The organism is Rhizobium sp. TBD182 (genome assembly GCF_001950375.1).
Lineage (GTDB): Bacteria > Pseudomonadota > Alphaproteobacteria > Rhizobiales > Rhizobiaceae > Agrobacterium > Agrobacterium tumefaciens.
Window position 1 is genome coordinate 125,305 of sequence record NZ_BDLN01000009.1, and the last position, 20,125, is coordinate 145,429.

The following is a 20,125-nucleotide window of genomic DNA, read 5'->3' on the forward strand; positions in this document are numbered from 1 at the left end:
GCGGGATTAACGGTGGAAAGTGACGATGCGATATGTCATGAGAGCGCATCTTGATCTGTGAGCAGGGGCACTTGCGGGCTTCTGTGGCGTTTGAAAGCAGAAGGCCGTGATGCAGGAAAATACCCAGGGCGCCGTCATCGTCATTTCCAGCCACGTCATGCGTGGATCGGTCGGCAACCGTGCCGCAGTCTTCGCGCTGGAGACCCTTGGCTATCCGGTATGGGCGGTGCCCACAATCGTTTTGCCCTGGCACCCCGGCCATGGCCCGTCCACCCGGATGCGCTTTCAGGACGACGACTTCGACAAGGCCATGGCCGACCTCGAAAACGCCAAATGGATCGGCGAGGTCAAGGCTGTCCTGACCGGTTATTTCGGCAGCGCGGCGCAGGTGCTCTCCGTCGCAAGGCTGATCCGCAATCTCAAGGAAAAGAACCCGTCGCTGATTTATGCCTGTGACCCGGTCATGGGCGATCTGGGCGGACTATACATTCCCCTTGAGACTGCCGAAGCCATCCGCGATCACCTCATTCCGCTTGCCACCGTCGCCACGCCAAACCGTTATGAACTGGCCTGGATGAGCGGTGCCGAGCTTGAGACCAACAATGCCATCATGGATGCCGCGCTCGCACTCGGCCCGCCGAAAATGCTGGTCACCTCAGCCGTGTCGATGATGGCGGGCGGCACGGGAAATCTTTATTTGAGCGGCCGGCACGCGCTGATGGCGGAACACCGCGCCATAGAAGACGCACCGAACGGTCTCGGAGACCTGATGGCGGCGCTGTTCCTTGCCCGGCTGCTGGAAGGCATGGACGACGAGAAGGCGCTGCAACTGGCCACCGCCAGCGTGTTCGAAATTCTGGCGCGAACCAAAAAACGCGACATGAACGAATTGACGCTGGAGACGGATTCTTCAAGTCTCTCCACACCCATGGCGATGGTGCAGATGCGCCATCTCTTGCATCCTTCGCGCAGCAAGCGCAAATAGCGGCTAAAGGATTGGTCTTCAACGCACCGAGTTCTTCTCTTGATCTTGGTCCAAGCACAACGGTACTGCGATAGATGAAAGATTTTCCGGAAAACCTTCTCAACGGCTACAAGAACTTCATGAGCGGCCGCTATGCCGACGAGCGCGAAAGATACCGCGTTCTGGCTGATACCGGACAGAAACCGCAGACCCTGTTCATTGCCTGTTGTGACTCCCGTTCGGCGCCGGAAACGATTTTCGACTGCGGACCGGGAGAACTTTTCGTCGTGCGGAACGTCGCCAACATGGTGCCGCCCTTTGAGCCTGACGGTCAGTACCACGCCACATCAGCCGCCATCGAATATGCCGTGCAGGTTCTGAAGGTGAAGGACATCGTCGTCATGGGCCATGGCCGCTGCGGCGGCATTCAGGCCGCACTCGACCCCAATCTTGAACCTCTGTCGCCCGGCGACTTCATCGGCAAATGGATGAACATGGTGAAATCCGCCGCCGAGCAGATCCAGAGCAACGACGTCATGACCGCTTCCGAGCGCCAGACGGCGCTGGAGCGCGTTTCCATTCGCAACTCCATCGCCAACCTGCGCGGCTTCCCCTTCGTCAAGGCGCAGGAAACCGCCGGCAAGGTGAAGCTGCATGGTGCCTGGTTCGATATCTCGACCGGCGAATTGTGGGTGATGGACGGCAAAACGGGCGACTTTCGCCGCCCGGACCTGTGATTGTCGAAACCTTCTCAAAGCTTCGTCACCCCGGACGTGATCCGGGGCCAAGCGCGATCAAGTCTTTGATTGCTTAGGATTGTTTTCACGGCGCAGACGCGCCGTGACTGGATGCCGGAACTAGTCCGGCATCACGGAAGTGGACGTTCCAATTGGGATAAAGCGGCCTTATTGGCCGTCAATCGCCTTGCCGATAAACGCAATCGCCTGCTGATAAACGCTTGCAGCGTTCCAGCCCTGAATGGCCGCGTAATTCGTCTGCCCCTGCTGATAACCCGCACCGCGCTGCCAGCCGTGGCCGACAAGGAAGTTGGCGGTGGAGGCCAGCGCATCGGCGCGCGAACCGACGAGATCGATGCGTCCGTCGCGGTCGAAATCCACGCCGTAGCGCACAACGTTCAACGGCAGGAACTGCGTCTGGCCGATTTCGCCATGGGCAGCACCCTTGGCGTTAACGTTCAGCGAACCGCTGCCGACGAGCTTCAGGGCCGCATAAAGCTGCTCGGTAAAATAATCCGAACGGCGGCAGTCGAAAGAAAGCGTCGCCACGGCGGACAGCGTGTGCTGGTTGCCCATGAAGCCGCCAAATCCGGTTTCCATGCCCCAGATGGCCAGAAGCGGGCCGGCCGGCACACCATAGGCCTTTTCAATCGAGGCGAAGAGAGCCGCATTGTTCTTCTTCATGGTCTTGCCGCGCGAGATGATCGTCTGGCCGCCACGCTTCTGCATGAACTGGTCGAAGGACAGCTTGAAGCTGTGCTGGCCGCGATCGGCGCGGATGGTCGCCTGATTGTAGGAGACGCCGGAGAAGGCACGATCAAGCACCGAGGCGCTGACACCGCGGCTCGCCGCTTCCTGCTTGAAGGCACCGACCCAGGCGTCGAACCCTGCCGAAGTGTTGCCGCATTGCGCAGCCACAACCGGCGTCGCCGCCAAAACCGAGACCATGGCCACACCAGCCAGAATTGCCTTCATTGCCCGCATCAAAATCTGCCTTCGATATCCTTTGGGGAATTTATCCCGAGAACCAAAACGTCGCTGCTGTATGGGCTCGGGTGCCAAATTGCTTTTTGGCCGCCTAAATTGCCTTTTGGCAGCAAGGCCTGCAAATAAACTGGCCGTGATGATAGCCAATTGGAAAACCCGCCTGCCCCACACAGAACAGACGGGTTATACTTAACGAACCTTAAAAAATCGTATCAAGCCGCCGCCTTGCGGGGCTTGATGAGACCACGATTGACCAGAAGTTCGGCGATCTGGATGGCATTGAGGGCAGCACCCTTGCGCAGATTGTCCGAAACAACCCAGATGTTGAGGCCGTTTTCAACCGTCGCATCCTCACGGATACGCGAAATATAGGTCGCATCCTCACCGGCGGATTCAACCGGGGTGATGTAGCCGCCATCTTCATGCTTGTCGATCACAAGGCAACCCGGCGCTTCGCGCAGGATGTCACGCGCCTGATCGGCGGTGATCTCGTTTTCGAACTCGATGTTGACCGATTCCGAATGACCGATGAAAACAGGAACGCGCACGGCCGTGCAGGTTACCTTGATCTTCGGATCGAGCATCTTCTTGGTTTCGGCCAGAACCTTCCATTCTTCCTTGGTATAGCCGTCTTCCATGAAGACGTCGATATGCGGGATGACGTTGAAGGCGATGCGCTTGGTGAACTTCTTCGTTTCGACCGGATCGGCCACGAAGACGGCGCGTGTCTGCTGGAACAGTTCGTCCATGCCTTCCTTGCCAGCGCCGGAAACGGACTGGTAGGTGGAGACAACGACGCGCTTGATCTTGGCAAAGTCATGCAGCGGCTTCAGCGCGACAACGAGCTGGGCCGTGGAGCAATTCGGATTGGCGATGATGTTCTTGCGGGTGAAGCCCGAGATCGCGTCAGCATTGACTTCCGGAACGATCAGCGGAACGTCCTGGTCGTAGCGCCATGCAGACGAGTTATCGATGACGACGCAACCCTGCTGGCCGATCTTCGGCGACCACTTCTTGGAAATCTCGCCGCCGGCCGACATCAGGCAAATATCCGTGTCGGAAAAATCGTAGTTTTCGAGGTTGGAAACCTTCAGCGTGCGGTCGCCATAGGAGACTTCCGTGCCCTGCGAGCGGGAGGAAGCGAGCGGCACGACTTCATCTGCCGGAAAACCACGTTCGGCCAGGATGTTGAGCATTTCGCGACCGACATTGCCGGTGGCGCCTACAATTGCAACTTTGAAACCCATGATCAAGCTCTCTTTCTGTCTCTCCTCTTTTGGGTGAGGTGGGGAACCCGCATCGCATTGCGGCTTCCTCGATCCCCAGCCAAACCGGGGAGAGAGCGGTGGCCAGAGACGTCAGACGGTTTTAATCGTCGTTTTGGCCGTAATTCGGATAGAATAAGAAAGACGCGGATCATCGCCGGCGGATTGTGCCGGTGCTTCCATGACAATCATGTCTGCAACATGCCTGCGCAAGGTGATGCTCCTTCTTCGCGAGAAGCTATTAGAAGGTTTGGTGTTCGTGTCAAGAAAAAAGGCACGTTGCGAGCGACCCGGCGCATAAGCGCAAATGCCACCTCGCGACATTTTTGCACGTTATGCATTAGACTAAAGTCATAATCCGAAAGCATCGCTCTCATTGGGGTTACTCTAACATTACGCGCATTGCACCCTTACGGGGGAGTCCGGAGGAGAGACAGGGCTCTGCAATGCGCTCATTTGACATCTGTGGAGGACAGACAATGGCAAACGTAGCAGCCGTGAGCGGCGCCGCCCGTCCCATGACGGGTGAGGAGAAGAAGGTGATTTTCGCCTCTTCTCTCGGAACAGTCTTCGAATGGTACGATTTTTATCTGTACGGCTCGCTCGCGATCTATATCGGCGCGAACTTCTTCAGCCAATATCCGGAAACGACACGTAACATCTTCGCGCTTCTGGCATTTGCCGCCGGCTTCCTCGTGCGCCCCTTCGGCGCCCTGGTGTTCGGGCGTCTCGGCGACATTGTCGGCCGTAAATACACCTTCCTGATCACCATTCTCATCATGGGCGTTTCGACATTCCTCGTCGGCGTCCTGCCCGGTGCATCGCAGATCGGCATCGCAGCCCCGATCATCCTGATCATCCTGCGCATGCTTCAGGGTCTGGCGCTTGGCGGCGAATATGGCGGTGCTGCAACTTATGTGGCCGAACACGCGCCCAACGGTCGCAGAGGCTATTACACCTCATGGATCCAGACGACGGCGACGCTCGGGCTCTTCCTGTCGCTGATGGTCATTCTCGGCGTGCAGTTCGCACTCGGCAAGGAAGCCTTCGCCGCCTGGGGCTGGCGTATTCCCTTCCTCGTTTCGGTTCTGCTGCTTGGCGTATCGGTCTGGATTCGTCTGAAAATGAACGAATCTCCTGCCTTCAAGAAGATGAAAGAAGAAGGCAAGACCTCCAAGGCGCCGCTCAGCGAAGCCTTCGGCCAGTGGAAAAACGCAAAGATCGCCCTGCTTGCCCTCGTCGGCGCCGTTATCGGTCAGGCCGTCGTCTGGTATACGGGCCAGTTCTATGCACTGTTCTTCCTGCAGAGCATTCTGAAGGTGGACGGCCAGTCGGCCAACATCATGGTCGCGGCGGCCCTCATCCTCGGCACGGGCTTCTTCGTGCTCTTCGGCTGGCTTTCCGACAAGATCGGCCGCAAGCCGATCATCATGGCGGGTCTCGTTCTCGCGATGCTGACCTACTTCCCGCTGTTCAAGGCGCTCACATGGGCGGGCAACCCGGCACTGGCGCAAGCGCAGGCCAGCGTTCGCGCCACCGTGACCGCTGCACCGGGCGACTGCAAATTCCAGTTCAACCCGACAGGTACGGCGAAATTCACCACGTCCTGCGATATCGCCACCTCGTTCCTGACACGCAACTCCGTTCCCTATGACGTCGTTGCTGGAGCGGCTGGAACGCCGGCAAGCGTCAAGATCGGCGACGCCACCATTGCGAGCTACGACGCCATCGCAGCCGGTGCCGATGCTGCCGCAAAAGACAGGGCCTTCCAGAAACAGGTCAACATCGCGCTGCATGACGGCGGCTACCCGCTGGTGCGCGGCGTAGCACAGGTGCCGGACGCAAAACTGGATGCCTTCATTGCCGCCAACCCGGAACTCAACCTCAATGCGGAAGCCGTTCGCGCCGCCGACAAGAAGATGGTGGCGACCGACAAGCTGGTGGCCGACAAGTTGCTGACGCCGGCCGAGACCGCCGGAGCGGCGGAAATGGCCGTCTACAGCATTGCCGGTGGTGGTACCTTCGCCATGGTCGCCGATCCGGCTGCCGTGAACTGGGTCGTCATCATCGCGGTCCTGACCGTCCTCGTGATCTACGTGACGATGGTCTACGGCCCGATTGCGGCCCTGCTGGTCGAACTGTTCCCGACCCGCATCCGCTACTCCGGCATGTCGCTGCCCTACCATATCGGCAACGGCTGGTTCGGCGGCCTGCTGCCCGCCACCGCTTTTGCGATGAGCGCGGCGAAGGGCGATATCTATTACGGCCTCTGGTACCCGATCGTTTTCGCAGGCATCACGCTGGTCATCGGCCTGCTGTTCCTGCCGGAAACCAAGGATCGCGACATCCACACCATGGAGTGAGCGGTTTCGCTCCCGACGATAGAGACCCGGCGCTGACGCGCCGGGTTTTTTATTGCCGCAGTACCGCCAGTGCCCGAACTGGCCTTTCGCAGGCTGTCAATCCGCCGCAGGTAGAAACCGCCAAAAACAAGACAAAAACGCTCGAAATAGGCTATGACGCCCTATCGTGCGGAAAAGGGAGAGCCATTTTGAAAATCGGGACGCCTAAGGAATTATATGATGGCGAGGCGCGCGTCGGCATGACGCCCGACAGCGCGCAAGGCCTGCAGAAACTCGGATATGATTGCATCCTCGAAACAGGCGCGGGCAAGGCGGCGGGATTTTCCGACGACGCCTATCGCGCAGCCGGTGTCACCATCGTCGATAGCGCCGATGCGCTTTATACCGGTGCCGACATCATCGCCAAGGTTCGTCCGCCGGAAACGTCGGAGATTGATCGCCTGTCTTCGGACAAGACGCTGATCTCGTTCTTCTATCCCGCACAGAACAAGGACCTTCTGGAGCAGGCGAAGGAAAAGGGCGCAAATGTCATCGCCATGGACATGGTGCCGCGCATTTCCCGCGCCCAGAAAATGGACGCGCTGTCCTCCATGGCCAACATCGCCGGTTATCGCGCCGTCATCGAGGCTGGCAATAATTTCGGCCGCTTCTTCACCGGTCAGGTAACCGCCGCCGGCAAGGTGCCGCCCGCCAAGGTGCTGATCATCGGTGCCGGCGTTGCCGGTCTTGCCGCCATCGGCACAGCAACCTCGCTTGGCGCCATTACCTATGCCTTCGACGTGCGCCCGGAAGTGGCCGAACAGATCGAATCCATGGGCGCCGAATTCGTCTATCTCGATTTCGCCGACCAGAGCCAGGATGGCGCAGCGACCGGCGGTTACGCCGCCCCCTCGTCGCCGGAATTCCGCGAAAAGCAGCTTGAGAAATTCCGCGAACTGGCACCGCAGATCGATATCGTCATCACCACGGCGCTGATCCCCGGCCGTGACGCCCCGAAGCTGTGGCTGGCCGACATGGTGGCGGCAATGAAGCCGGGTTCGGTCATCATCGATCTCGCCGCCGAGCGCGGTGGCAATTGCGATCTCACGGTGCCCGACCAGCGCGTCGTCTCGGACAATGGCGTCATCGTCATCGGCTATACGGATTTCCCGAGCCGCATGGCCACGCAGGCCTCAACGCTCTATTCCACCAACATCCGTCACATGATGACCGATCTGACGCCCGCAAAGGACGGCAAGGTCGTTCACAACATGGAAGACGACGTCATCCGCGGTGCGACCGTCACCTATCAGGGCGACATCACCTTTCCGCCACCGCCACCGAAGATCCAGGCCATCGCCGCGCAGAAACCCAAGGAACGAGCAAAAGAGCTTACGCCTGAGGAAAAGCACGCCAAGGAACGGGCCGAGTTCAAGGCGCAGACGAAAAGCCAGGTCGGTCTGCTCGTCATCGGTACGGCGGCCCTGCTTCTCGTCGGCCTTTACGCGCCGGCAAGCTTCATGAGCCATTTCATCGTCTTCGTGCTCGCTTGCTTTATCGGCTTCTCCGTCATCTGGAATGTCAGCCACTCGCTGCACACGCCGCTGATGGCGGTGACGAACGCGATTTCCGGCATCGTCATTATCGGCGCGCTGCTGCAGATCGGTTCCGGCAACTGGCTGGTGGTGATCCTTGCCTCACTTTCCGTCCTGATCGCGACGATCAACATCGTCGGCGGTTTCCTTGTGACACGGCGCATGCTCGCCATGTTCCAGAAGTCCTGAGCCGTGTAGGGGACACATAATGACCATTGGTATCGTTTCCGCGGCCTATGTTGCCGCAGCCGTTCTATTCATCCTCTCCCTCGGTGGTCTTTCCGGGCAGGAAAGCGCCAAGCGCGCCGTCTGGTACGGCATAACAGGCATGGGTCTTGCCATTGTCGCCACGGTCTTCGGACCTGATGTCGGCAACTGGTTCATCGTACTTCTGATGCTGGCGGGTGGCGCCGTTCTCGGCTACTTCGTCGCAAACCGCGTGCAGATGACCGAGATGCCGCAGCTTGTTGCAGCACTTCACTCCTTTGTCGGCCTGGCCGCCGTCTTCATCGGCTTCAACGCCCATATCGAGGAAGCGCATGTCGCCTCGCTCGATGAGACGGCGCGCTCCCTGTTGACAGGCTTTTCCGCCCTCCTCGCCCACAAGACGCCGGTAGAACTGGCAATCATGAAGGTCGAGGTCTTCCTCGGCGTCTTCATCGGCGCCGTCACCTTCACCGGTTCCGTCGTCGCCTTCGGCAAGCTTGCCGGCAAGGTGGACGGCAAGGCGAAGAAGCTTCCGGGCGGACACGTCCTCAATGCCGGTGCCGCGATCCTGTCGCTCGTCCTGCTCATCATGTATTGCAACGGTGCTGGCGCATGGACGCTGGTGCTGATGACGCTTGCCGCCTTCTTCATCGGCTATCACTTGATCATGGGTATCGGCGGCGCAGATATGCCTGTCGTCGTCTCGATGCTGAACAGCTATTCCGGCTGGGCGGCGGCCGCCATCGGCTTCACGCTCGGCAACGATCTCCTGATCGTTACCGGTGCGCTTGTCGGCTCCTCGGGTGCGATCCTGTCCTACATCATGTGCAAGGCCATGAACCGCTCCTTCATCTCGGTCATCCTCGGCGGCTTCGGCGGCACGACGGGTCCGGCGATGGAAATCGAGGGCGAGCAGGTGGCAATCGATGCCGAAGGCGTGGCATCAGCGCTGAACGACGCTGACAGCGTCATCATCGTGCCCGGTTACGGCATGGCGGTGGCACAGGCGCAACAGGCCGTTTCCGAACTGACCCGCAAGCTGCGCGCCGACGGCAAGACCGTGCGTTTCGCCATCCACCCGGTTGCGGGTCGTCTTCCCGGCCACATGAACGTGCTGCTCGCCGAAGCAAAGGTGCCCTACGACATCGTGCTGGAAATGGACGAGATCAACGACGATTTCCCCAATACCGACGTCGTCATCGTCATCGGCTCCAACGACATCGTCAACCCGGCGGCACAGGACGATCCCAACTCGCCCATCGCCGGCATGCCGGTTCTGGAAGTATGGAAATCCAAACTGGTCATCGTTTCCAAGCGCGGCCAGGGCACGGGCTATTCCGGCATCGAGAACCCGCTGTTCTACAAGGACAACACCCGCATGTTCTACGGCGATGCGAAAAAGTCGATCAACGATCTTTTGCCGCTGATCAAGTGATGAAAAAGGGCGTTTCCGGGAGACCGGAAACGCCCTTCTTACAGATGGGAACGCGAACGTTTCTTCCGTCATGCCGGACTTGATCCGGCATCCAGCCACGGCGCGTCCGCGCCGTAAAAGAGTCTTTCGCGATCAAAGACTTGATCGCACTGGACCCCGGATCAGGTCCGGGGTGACGCTGTGCGGATGCTACGGCCCCGCCACACGAAACTTTATCGATAGACCGCTCTCAAAGCACCCGGTAACGCCGGTTGAAATACATCAGTGCTTCGTCGCCCTCATTGATCTTCATATCGACGACATCGCAGATCAGGATATCGTGCGTGCCGCCATCATGTGCCTCGCGAATGCGGCAATCGAAGGAGACCAGTGCGTCTTCCAGAACAGGCGAGCCGGTTTCGAGCACGCCCCAGCTTCCGGCAGCGAAACGTTCTTCCGCCGGTGTCTTGCCGCCGAACAGGGTGCTCAGCACCTCGTGCTTGGAAGCAAGCGTGTTGACGCAGATGACGCCATTGCCCTTCACCACATTATAAGCGGAAGAGCCGCGGTTGAGGCAGACGAGAAGCGTGGGCGGATTGTCGGAAACGCTGCAAACGGCCGTCGCTGCAAATCCCGCACGGCCTGCCGCACCGTCCGTGGTGACGATGTTGACTGCCGCACCGAGCCGCGCCATGGCGTTTCTATAATCGAGGCTGCGTTCCTGTGCAGTCTTCGTCTCCATTTCCGCTTCCTTTTCAAGAGACATCATCCGCATCTAAACCATCCTTCCTTAACAGGCCCTCAAGCCAGAACACAGGCGTCTTCAAACGCCAGTCGCGGCAGGCGGCCGAACAGCTTCGACGGATCGCCGTAACCAAGATTGATGAGGAAATTGGATTTCCACGTCGTACCCGCAAAAAATGCCGCATCCACCTTGCCCTTGTCGAAACCGGACATGGCTCCGGTATCAAGCCCGAGCGCGCGGGCGGCAAGAATGAGATAACCGGCTTGCAGCGTGGCATTGCGGAATGCCGTTTCCTCGGCCATCGCCGCACTGGAGGTGAACCAGGAACGCGCATCGGCATGGGGAAACAGCACCGGCAGCTTCTCGTAAAATTCGCTGTCGATGGCAGCGATGACCGTGACGGGTGCTGCCATGGTCTTTTCCAGATTGCCCGAAGAAAGCGCCGGCCTCAATTTTTCCTTGGCTTCCGGGCTGCGTACGAACACGAAACGCGCCGGCGAGCAATTGGCCGAAGTCGGCCCCATCTTCGTCAGGTCATAAAGCGCTGTCAGCGTCTCATCCCCGATTGGCTTGTCCGTCCAGCCATTGTGGGTGCGTGCCTCGGTGAAAAGTGTTGCCAATGCAGCGTCGTCCAATGCTCTCGTCATTTTACTCTCAAATCCCGTCAGAATGTTTGTGTTGCCGGTAGCAGAAACTGCAAAAGCCGCGCGTTGAAAAGGTCAGAATCGGTGATATTGACCGCATGCGCTCCGAAATCGAGAAGGCAAAGCTCGCTTTGCGGCAAACCTTCCGCAAGACGCAGCGACCGGGTATAGGGCACCAGAAGATCGTCTTTGGTTGCCACTACCAGAACCGGACTGCCGATCTCGCCGAGGCGCGCGTCGACATCAAAGGCCCGGAGCGCCGCGATGCGCCGAAGCACATTCGCCCTGCCCTGAAAATGCGCGACGCCATGCGCATCGTCACGTGCCAGCCGCTCCTGATGCTCTGACATCCAGGCCGCCGGATAAAGAAACAGCGGCTGGGCTTTCACGAAAGCCTCGACACCGGATTTTTCCAGAAGCTCGATCCGTACATCGAAGCAGCGCCCGGAATGCGGATCAGCCTTGCTCCAGGCATTGATAAGAACAAGCCTGTCGATGAGGCCGGGCTTGCGAAGCGCGATATCGAGTCCGATCAGACCGCCAAGCGCATGGCCCATGAAGTGAAATTTTTCGAGGTTCAGCGCCGAGACGATCTCCAGCACATCATCGGCCATCGCCGATATGCCGCCATCTGCCGGCACCTCGCCGCCGGTCCGGCCAGTTCCGCGATGGTCATAGGTAACGATCCGGAAATGGCTGGAAAGGGCCTCGATCTGCGGCGCCCAATAGGCGCCCGATCCACCCAGCCCCGATGACAGCAGGATAGTGGGCGCCTCAGGCTCGGCCCGGCCATGAACCTCGAAATGCATCATTTTGCCGTTTCGCCTTACTTGCCGATATGTGCGACGGTGGCGATTTCCACCAGTGCATCAGGCTTTACGAGGCCGCACTGGATGCAATAACGCGCGGGCTTGTCGCCGGGGAAATATTCGGCATAGACCGTGTTAACGGCCTGGTAATTCGCCCAGTCGGTGATGAAGATGTGGTTCATCGTCACGTCCTCCATCGTGCCGCCGGCGGTCTCAATAACGGATTTGATGGTTTCCAGAACATGGCGTGTCTGGGCGCTGGCATCGCCCACATGCACGACATTATTGTCCTTGTCGAATGGCAGCGTTCCGGAAACGTAAACCACGCCATCGGCAAGGGTTCCCGGCGAAAAAGGGGCGATGGGTTTGCTTGTACCGGCAGGCACGACGATCTTCTTCGGCATTTCATTCTCCTCTTTGTGTTTGGGGATCAATCCCTGACGGGTGCGGCCTGCGAGATGACGCCGCAGAAATCATTGACGGTCGCCACCCAGCCGAAAAATTTCTCGACATTGTAGACAGTCGCCTGCTGGATATAGTCCGGGCCCAGATGATGCGTGGCATCCTCCAGCATCACCCCGAAATATTCGAGATGGAAAGCGTCGCGCAGCGAGCTTTCGACGCAGACATTGGTGGCGATGCCGACGAACACCAGATTGCGGATGCCGCGGGCGCGCAGGACGCTGTCCATATTGGTGTTAAAAAAACCGCTGTAACGCGTCTTCGGCACCAAGATATCGCCGGGCTGGGGCTGCAACTCGTCAACGATGGCATAGTCCCATGTGCCCTTGGCCAAGAGTTGGCCCTGCAATTCAGGCCTTTTGCGCATTGTTTTCAGCGCGTTGGACTTGTGCCAGTTGGGCGAACCCGGCCCACCGGCCTCGACATAATCCTTGTCCCAGCCATTCTGGAAATAGATGACCTGAACACCTGCCGCCCGCGCTGCATCCAGCGTCTTCTTGATGTTGGCGATGGTGCCCTTGGCGCCGGAAATATCGAACCCGGCAAGATCGACATAACCGCCCTCGGTCGAATAGGCGTTCTGCATGTCGACCACGACAACGGCGGTCTCGCTGGGCTTGAGGGTAATCGGCTCCGGCCTTGCGGGAAGTGTGACACTTTCCGAACGGCTTTCCGGCCCCTTGTAACCCGCCACGACGGCTTCACTCATTCCGCTGCCTCCAGTTCGGCCAGCACATGCTGGCGGCTCTTCATCAGCGGTTGTACATATTTGCCGAATTTTTCGACGCCTTCGAGAAAATCGTCAAAGGTCAGCATCACGCCGCCCGTTCCCGGCACTTCACTCATTTCATCCAGCATCGCCGCCACTTCCTCATAGGAGCCAATCAGCGTTCCCATGTTAATGTTGACCGCCGAGACGGGATTGGACATGTGCCGGACATTGGTATCAGAGCCGGACTTGGTGTCGACAGAACTCTGCAGGCCGAGCCACTTGATCGCGTCCTCATCCGCGCCCGCCTTGTAATGCTCCCACTTCGCCCAGGCATCCTCGGATTTTTCTTCCGCAAGGATCATGGTCAGCACGACGGATTTAACCTCGCGACCCGACTTTTCCGTTGCCGCCAGAAGTCGCTCATTGGTGGGTGCAAAAGCCTTTGGCGTATTGACGCCGACGCCGAAGCAGAAGCTGTAATCGGCGAATTTGGCAGAGAACGCCATGCCGGAATTGGAGGAACCGGCGCAGATGAGCTTCACATCCCCCTGCGGCACCGGCTTCATGCGGCAATCATCCATCTGGAAGAACTTGCCCTTGAAGTCCGACTGCCCTTCCGTCAGCAACTCTTTCAGCACGGAGGTATATTCGCCGAGATATTCATAGCGATCACCGAAATAATCGTCGCCCGGCCAAAGCCCCATTTGGCTGTATTCAGGACGCTGCCAGCCGGTAATAAGGTTGATGCCGAAACGCCCGCCGGAAATGGAATCGATCGTCGTCGCCATGCGCGCAACGATGGCCGGCGGCATGACAAGCGTGGCGGCGGTGCCGAACAGCTTGATCTTGGAGGTCACGGCGGCGAGGCCCGCCATCAGGGTGAAGGATTCCAGATTATAATCCCAGAACTCGGTCTTGCCGCCAAAGCCGCGCAGCTTGATCATCGACAGCGCGAAATCGAAGCCGTACTTTTCCGCCTTCAGCGTGATTTCCTTGTTCAGGTCGAAGCTTGGCTTGTATTGCGGCGCGTTCTCGGAAAGGAGCCACCCATTATTCCCGATCGGTATAAAAACACCAACTTCCATCTTGCTGTTCCCTTTTTTTGGCATCAGGCGTTTTCCTGATTTGAAGAAAGAGTAGCAGGTTCCGTGCCAGACGAAAAAAAATAATTTTATCAATTGGATAATTTTTTGGAGGCCAATTTCTTTTTACCAAAAGATAAAAATTTTATCATTTGGTAAATTAATATGCCTGTTTATTCGGCAAATATTGAACGCAATGTGCGGGACATGAGCGGCTCTCACAATGGTTCTGAAGCCTTGCACGACAGCGGAAAACCACTCCTCCGTCATGCCGGACTTGATCCTGTATCCAGCCGCGGCCCGTCCGCGCCGCCAATAGAGCCCTGCGCGATCAAGCACTTGATCGCACTAGACCCCGGACCAAGCCCGGGGTGACGGCGTGAGGATGCTAAGACGGGGTCAGCACGAATGTGCAACGAGGCATTTCAAGCGCTGTGAAGACAACCAGCGACAAGCTATGCCAAAACCTCAACCGAGGCGTTGCTGCGCGTAGGCATGCACGGCCCTGAAGGCGGCTTCGGCGCCGGCGACGACCCGCTCCTCTTCTTCGATGGTCAGCGAAATTTCATCGAGCGCGGCCGTAAAGGTACGCCAATGCAGGCCGCGCCCTTCCGGAGCGCCGGCCAGATGGCGCGCGCCGAATTCTTCGGTGAGGCCAAGCTTGGCTGCATCTTTAAGAAGGAAAGCCGCGCCGAGATTCGAGCCTTCGACCACATAAAGCCAGCCCATGGCCTCAGGTAGATCGAACGGCGTTTCGCTGGTAAAGCGCGGCTCGTTTGTTTCAGGAATGGCGTGTCCCAGATCGGCAAGGTCCTGCTCTATCATGGAGAGACGGCGACGACCCTTAAGATCAGGCAGCAGGCCATCAAGCGTTTCATTGGAGAAAAACGCATCGAGGTCGCGATGGAAAAGATATTGCGTTTCCACGAATTTGCCGAAGTTCTCCCGGCTCTCGAACGGCTTCGCTGCCATGATGAAGGTATCGAGACCACCATGCGCGCCACGCGTGGCAGCCCTCAGGCGCTTCACGCGGCTCTGCTCGATCTCTTCCACAGGCGCTGATGGCTCCACAATGGTCATGACGCTTCCCTTTATCCCATATTCAGATTGCCTGATAAAAATCTTTACTTAAACAGTCAAATTTATTTTAGCATTTTTCCTGTGCATCGCTAAAAAATGGCATTCGCGTAAACCGGTGTAAACATTCCATGCCCCACCGGGCGCAACACCGATCCTGAGGCAGCTTTAGAAGCCAATCCCCCCCGTTCCAGCCTCGCGAACAATCATTCTGTAATTACTGCTTTACAACTAACATGTCAGTGTGCCATCAATCTGCAGCCATCTTGGAGGAGCATCTTAATTGACCCAGAAATTCGGCCTTTCGGCAGCACTGACGACCCCTTTCAAAACTGACGGAACCGTCGATACAGACGCCATGATCGCGCATGCCCGCCGTTGCCTTGCAAATGGTTGCGACAGCGTGACACTCTTCGGCACCACCGGCGAGGGATGCTCCGTCGGCAGCCGCGAACGGCAGGTCATTCTCTCCCGCTTCATCGAGGCAGGCATTGCGCCTTCCCGTCTGGTCACCGGCGTTCTCGTGGATTCCATCGAGGATGCGGCCGACCAGTCCGCCGAGGCCCTGAACGCAGGTGCCCGCAATATTCTTCTCGCCCCACCATCCTATTTCAAGAATGTCAGCGATGACGGCCTGTTTGCCTGGTTCTCGGCAGTTTTCGAAAAGATCGGCAAGGGCGCGCGCGACATTCTCGTCTATAACATCCCTTCCGTGACCATGGTAACACTGTCGGTCGAACTGGTGGGGCGGCTGAGACAAGCGTTTCCGGGCATCGTCACCGGCGTGAAGGACTCCTCAGGCAACTGGAGCCACACAGAGCGCCTGCTGAAAGAACACGGCGATCTCGCAATTCTGATCGGCGATGAGCGTGATCTGGCCAAGGGCGTTCGCCTGGGCGGTCAGGGAGCCATCTCCGGCGTTGCCAATTTCCTGACGCAGGAAGTCCGCGCCATGGCCGTTGACGGCAAGGACGATGCGCGCATCGTCGATCTTGTTGTGGAACTTCTGAAATTTCCGGTTACGCCCGCCGTCAAGGTGCTGGTATCACACACGACTGGGGAAAATATCTGGTCTGATGTGCGCGCGCCGCTCGTTGCCATTTCACCGGAGGGCCGGCGGCAGATCGAAGGCGCATTCGACGCGCTGTTTCGCAAACAGGCCGCCTGAACAGACCTTGAAAGGTTGAGCATGGACGATACCGGCGAACAGACATTGCGGGAACGGGCGTATGAAAGCTTTACGCATCACCTTCTCTCGCGCGACGTTCGCCCTGGGCAATTCATCTCGCAACGCCGCCTCGTGGAATTGACGGGTCTGCCGCTGGGCGCGATCCGGGAAGCAATTCCACGGCTGGAGGCGGAAGGTCTGATCAAGACCGTGCCGCAGCGGGGATTACAGGTCGCCCATATCGACATCAACCTCATCCGCGAGGCGTTCCAGTTCCGGATCTTTCTCGAGAAGGAGGCCGTGGCGCTCTTTACGCGTTCGGCCTCGGACGAGACCATCGCCAAGCTGTTGAAACAGCACCGCGATATCGTCGAGGCGACGGAAAACGGTGGGGAATCGCCGGAGCTGGACCAGCACGCGCAGCAGGTGGACTGGGGCATGCACGACGCCTTCATCGATAGTCTCGGCAATTCGATCATCTCGAACGCCTACAGGGTCAATTCCATCAAGATGCGCCTCATCAATCAGGAGCGCTTTCGCATCGCAGGCCATGTCAAATCGGTGATGAAAGAACACCTCGCCATTCTCGAAGCCATTGAGAAGCGATCTGTCGAAGACGCCGTGGAGCGGCTGACCGCCCATATCCGCAACGCAAGGGACAGGGCGCTGGCAGTATAGGGCAATTCCGGTAGGGCAGAAGAAAGGTCCTGGCCGGAATTGCATGAAAATAAGCAACAAGCCGGAGGTGAGGAGAATTTCCGGCTAACTGGAGGAGAACTGACATGACGCATTCATTGCTCAACCCCACGCGTCGCGCCTTTCTGGCAGGCACGGCAGCGATCGGTGGCAGCGCGGTGCTCGGCATCCGCCCCGCATCGGCGGCGGTGAACTGGAAAAAACACGCCGGCACCACGCTTGAAGTCAACCTGGTCAAAAGCCCGCGCAGCGAAACGCTGATCAAATATCTGGGCGAATTCGAGGAACTGACCGGCATCAAGGTCAATGCCGAAGCAACACCTGAACAGCAGCAGCGCCAGAAGGTGGTAATCGAGCTTTCCTCCGGCAAGCCGAGCTTCGACGTCGTTCATCTGAGCTACCACGTGCAGAAGAGACAATTCGAAAAGGGCAAGTGGCTGGCCGATATCAGCGGCTTCCTGAAGGACCCGTCGCTGACCGATCCGTCCCTCGTCGAAAAGGATTTTGCCGAAGCCGGCATGCTGTTTGCCAAGGATAGCGACGGCGTGCTGCGCTCGCTGCCATTCTCGGTGGATTACTGGATCGTCTACTGGAACAAGGAACTCTTCGAAGCCAAGGGCCTGAAATACCCTGAGACCTTCGAGGAACTGGTGACGGCAGCGGAAAAGATCACCGATCCCGCAACCAACACCTACGGTTTCGTCGCCCGCGGCCTGAAAAATGCCAACACCCCGGTCTGGACTTCGTTGATGCTGGGTTACGGCGCAAAGCCGATCGGCGCGGACGGAAAGGTCGACACCGAATCCAAGGAAGCGGTCGAGGCAGCGAAACTCTATCAACGCTTGATGACCAAAGCCGCCCCTCCCGGCGTTTCCGGCTTCAACTGGGCCGAAGCGCAGTCTGCCTTCCTTCAGGGCAAGATCGGCATGTGGTTCGATGGCGTCGGTTTTGCACCGCCGATCGAAAACCCGGAAAAATCCCGCGTGGTCGGCAAGGTCGGTTACGGTGTCATGCCGAAGGGCCCGGCAGTACAGGCGGCCGGCACCTTCGGCGATGGCCTTGGTGTCGTCGAAGCCAGCAGCAAGAAGGAAGCGGCCTACCTCTTCTGCCAATGGGCGATCTCGCACGACATGGGCGCGCGCCTGTTGCAGGCGGGTGCAGGCGTTCCGTTCCGCCAGTCCATCCTCGAAGACCAGAAGGTGCGTGAGGGCGTGAAGATGCCGGCCGCCTGGCTGGATGCGGTCGTCGGTTCCGGCAAGGTCTCGCAGCTTGCCCTACCGGTCATCATTCCGGTCACGGAATTCCGCGACATCTACGGCGTCGGCCTCACCAACATGATCGGCGGCGCGGACCCGGCAGCTGAGCTGAAAAAAGCGACGGAACAGTTCGCACCCGTTCTGGCGCGTAGCGAGGGATAATGGCCTCCGTGAGCATCGAAAACACCAAAACAGGCGTCAGCCGGAAAGAAGGGAGCAGGCCCGCAAGGCTTGCTCCCAACTACTGGCCTTTCGTCATACCGGCACTTGTCGTCATCTCGGCGGTTATCGTTTTTCCGTGGGTCTTCACCCTGTGGATGAGCGTCCATCGCTGGACGCTCGGACAGGAGCAGAGCTTTATCGGTTTCGATAACTATATAAGGCTCGCAAGCGACGTGAGGTTCTGGGAATCGCTCTGGCACACCCTCATCTATACCGTGCTGTCGGTCGTCGCTCCGCTGTTTCTGGGAACATTGGCGGCGCTGGTTTTCGATGCGCAGTTTCCGCTGCGCGGTTTTCTGCGCGGCGTGTTCGTGATGCCGATGATGGCGACCCCGGTCGCCATCGCGCTCGTCTGGACCATGATGTTCCACCCGCAGCTCGGCGTTCTGAACTATCTCTTGTCCTTCATCCATATCGGACCGCTGGAATGGATCTACAACCAGTCCACCGTCATCCCCTCGCTGGTGCTGGTGGAAACCTGGCAATGGACGCCGCTCGTCATGCTGATCGTGCTCGGCGGACTGGCTGCAGTACCCCGCGAACCCTATGAGAGCGCCGAAATCGACGGTGCCAACGCCTGGCAGAAGTTTCGTTACCTGACCATGCCGATGATCGCGCCGTTCCTGATGATCGCCGTCATCATCCGCTCCATCGATGCCGTCAAAAGCTTCGACATCATCTACGCGATGACGCAGGGCGGCCCTGGCACGGCCTCGGAAACCATCAACATCTACCTCTACAACACGGCGTTTTCCTACTACGACATCGGTTACGGCTCGGCCATGGCCGTCGTCTTCTTCATCATCATCGTGGCGCTGTCCTTTGTGCTTTTGATGGTGCGCCAGCGTGCGCAATGGAACGAGATGGAGGATCGCTGATGGCTCGCCAATTGCTCAAACGTAAAAACCTCGACCGCATCGGCCTGTTTTTCGTGGCGCTGGTGATGATTTCGCCTGTTATCCTGTTCTTCATCTGGATGATCTCGCTGTCGCTGAAATATGAAATCGACAACGGCGCTTATCCGCCGATCCTCATCCCCGAGCGTTTCGCATGGTCGAACTATGTGAAGGTGTTCGAGGAGAATAATTTCTTCCTCTATTTCTGGAATTCGGTGCTCGTCACCGGTGCGGCCACCATTCTGGCGCTGGTGATCGGCGTGCCCGCCGGTTACGGCATCGCCCGGCTGAAGGCGGAAAAGTCGGCTGTCGTCATCATGATCGCCCGCATGACGCCCGGCCTCTCCTTCCTCATTCCGCTATTCCTGCTGTTCCAATGGCTGAACCTGCTCGGCACGCTCTGGCCGCAGATCATCATCCATCTCGTGGTGACGGTTCCGATCGTGGTCTGGATCATGATCGGTTATTTCGAAACCACGCCGAAGGAACTGGAAGAAGCGGCAAGCATCGATGGCGCATCCTCCTGGCAGGTGTTCCGGCTGGTGGCGTTGCCGATTGCCAAGCCCGGCATCGTCGTCTCCTTCATTCTGGCGGTCATCTTCTCGTGGAATAACTTCGTCTTCGGCATCGTGCTGGCAAGCCGTGAAACGCGCACCCTGCCGGTGGCGGTCTACAACATGCTCTCCTTTGAACAGGTGAGCTGGGGACCGCTTGCCGCAGCCGCGCTGATCGTGACGCTGCCGGTGCTGCTGCTCACCATGTTCGCGCAGAAACAGATCGTGGCGGGCCTGACCGCCGGCGCCGTCAAGGGCGGCTGAATCAACCAATTAAAAATACGGGAACCA

The 20,125-nt window shown here is 58.5% G+C and carries 19 protein-coding genes; 10 read left to right on the forward strand and 9 right to left on the reverse strand.

Features of this window, described 5'->3' with window-relative positions; all coding sequences use genetic code 11:
- Nucleotides 1-109: 109 nt before the first annotated feature.
- Nucleotides 110-985: a pyridoxal kinase PdxY gene (gene pdxY / locus T18_RS21990; protein ID WP_038492115.1), complete on the forward strand. Its 876-nt coding sequence runs from the start codon at nt 110-112 to the stop codon at nt 983-985.
- A 74-nt stretch (nt 986-1,059) separates the two neighbouring features.
- Nucleotides 1,060-1,701, forward strand: a complete 642-nt coding sequence (locus T18_RS21995) for a carbonic anhydrase (RefSeq protein WP_003514071.1) — start codon at nt 1,060-1,062, stop codon at nt 1,699-1,701.
- Between the two features lie 168 nt (nt 1,702-1,869).
- On the opposite strand, the gene T18_RS22000 is transcribed toward T18_RS21995, so the two are convergent.
- Nucleotides 1,870-2,685, reverse strand: a complete 816-nt coding sequence (locus tag T18_RS22000; RefSeq protein WP_038492118.1) for a lytic transglycosylase domain-containing protein — start codon at nt 2,683-2,685, stop codon at nt 1,870-1,872.
- 215 nt (nt 2,686-2,900) lie between these two features.
- Nucleotides 2,901-3,935 carry an aspartate-semialdehyde dehydrogenase gene (locus T18_RS22005; protein ID WP_003514078.1) on the reverse strand — a complete coding sequence of 345 codons (1,035 nt, stop codon included), beginning with the start codon at nt 3,933-3,935 and terminating at the stop codon, nt 2,901-2,903.
- Nucleotides 3,936-4,432: 497 nt separating this feature from the next.
- On the opposite strand from T18_RS22005, the gene T18_RS22015 reads away from it, so the two are divergent.
- The 3 genes from T18_RS22015 (at nt 4,433) to T18_RS22025 (ending at nt 9,532) form a co-directional block, all read left to right on the forward strand.
- Complete coding sequence (locus tag T18_RS22015) at nt 4,433-6,316, forward strand: MFS transporter (RefSeq protein WP_003514082.1); 1,884 nt, start codon at nt 4,433-4,435, stop codon at nt 6,314-6,316.
- A 188-nt stretch (nt 6,317-6,504) separates the two neighbouring features.
- On the forward strand, nt 6,505-8,079 hold the full coding sequence (locus T18_RS22020) for a Re/Si-specific NAD(P)(+) transhydrogenase subunit alpha (RefSeq protein ID WP_038492936.1): 1,575 nt from the start codon (nt 6,505-6,507) through the stop codon (nt 8,077-8,079).
- Between the two features lie 19 nt (nt 8,080-8,098).
- Nucleotides 8,099-9,532, forward strand: coding sequence for an NAD(P)(+) transhydrogenase (Re/Si-specific) subunit beta (locus tag T18_RS22025; protein ID WP_003514086.1), 1,434 nt, complete (start codon nt 8,099-8,101; stop codon nt 9,530-9,532).
- A 229-nt stretch (nt 9,533-9,761) separates the two neighbouring features.
- Here T18_RS22025 and rutF read toward each other — a convergent pair whose 3' ends face one another.
- The 7 genes from rutF to T18_RS22060 form a co-directional block, all read right to left on the reverse strand.
- Entirely contained in the window at nt 9,762-10,286 is a 525-nt protein-coding gene (rutF, locus tag T18_RS22030) for an NADH-dependent FMN reductase RutF (protein ID WP_003514088.1), read from the reverse strand.
- Between the two features lie 26 nt (nt 10,287-10,312).
- Nucleotides 10,313-10,903, reverse strand: coding sequence for a malonic semialdehyde reductase (locus T18_RS22035; RefSeq protein WP_003514089.1), 591 nt, complete (start codon nt 10,901-10,903; stop codon nt 10,313-10,315).
- Nucleotides 10,904-10,920: 17 nt separating this feature from the next.
- Nucleotides 10,921-11,712 (reverse strand): pyrimidine utilization protein D, encoded by a 792-nt coding sequence (gene rutD / locus T18_RS22040; RefSeq protein WP_038492124.1) that lies wholly within the window; start codon nt 11,710-11,712, stop codon nt 10,921-10,923.
- A 14-nt stretch (nt 11,713-11,726) separates the two neighbouring features.
- Entirely contained in the window at nt 11,727-12,113 is a 387-nt protein-coding gene (gene rutC, locus T18_RS22045; protein ID WP_003492069.1) for a pyrimidine utilization protein C, read from the reverse strand.
- Nucleotides 12,114-12,139: 26 nt separating this feature from the next.
- Nucleotides 12,140-12,880: a pyrimidine utilization protein B gene (gene rutB / locus T18_RS22050; protein WP_003514094.1), complete on the reverse strand. Its 741-nt coding sequence runs from the start codon at nt 12,878-12,880 to the stop codon at nt 12,140-12,142.
- Complete coding sequence (rutA, locus tag T18_RS22055; protein WP_003504013.1) at nt 12,877-13,968, reverse strand: pyrimidine utilization protein A; 1,092 nt, start codon at nt 13,966-13,968, stop codon at nt 12,877-12,879. Before rutA ends, rutB begins: the two co-directional genes overlap by 4 nt.
- Nucleotides 13,969-14,433: 465 nt before the next feature.
- Nucleotides 14,434-15,045, reverse strand: coding sequence for a biliverdin-producing heme oxygenase (locus T18_RS22060; protein WP_003514096.1), 612 nt, complete (start codon nt 15,043-15,045; stop codon nt 14,434-14,436).
- A gap of 280 nt (nt 15,046-15,325) precedes the next feature.
- On the opposite strand from T18_RS22060, the gene T18_RS22065 reads away from it, so the two are divergent.
- From T18_RS22065 to T18_RS22085, 5 genes are all read left to right on the forward strand, one after another.
- On the forward strand, nt 15,326-16,210 hold the full coding sequence (locus T18_RS22065) for a dihydrodipicolinate synthase family protein (protein WP_003504010.1): 885 nt from the start codon (nt 15,326-15,328) through the stop codon (nt 16,208-16,210).
- A 21-nt stretch (nt 16,211-16,231) separates the two neighbouring features.
- Complete coding sequence (locus T18_RS22070; protein ID WP_003504009.1) at nt 16,232-16,888, forward strand: GntR family transcriptional regulator; 657 nt, start codon at nt 16,232-16,234, stop codon at nt 16,886-16,888.
- A 104-nt stretch (nt 16,889-16,992) separates the two neighbouring features.
- Complete coding sequence (locus T18_RS22075; RefSeq protein WP_003514099.1) at nt 16,993-18,324, forward strand: ABC transporter substrate-binding protein; 1,332 nt, start codon at nt 16,993-16,995, stop codon at nt 18,322-18,324.
- Complete coding sequence (locus tag T18_RS22080) at nt 18,324-19,262, forward strand: carbohydrate ABC transporter permease (protein WP_003514101.1); 939 nt, start codon at nt 18,324-18,326, stop codon at nt 19,260-19,262. Before T18_RS22075 ends, T18_RS22080 begins: the two co-directional genes overlap by 1 nt.
- Complete coding sequence (locus tag T18_RS22085) at nt 19,262-20,098, forward strand: carbohydrate ABC transporter permease (RefSeq protein ID WP_003504003.1); 837 nt, start codon at nt 19,262-19,264, stop codon at nt 20,096-20,098. The genes T18_RS22080 and T18_RS22085 overlap by 1 nt, the downstream gene beginning before the upstream one ends.
- Nucleotides 20,099-20,125 lie beyond the last annotated feature (27 nt).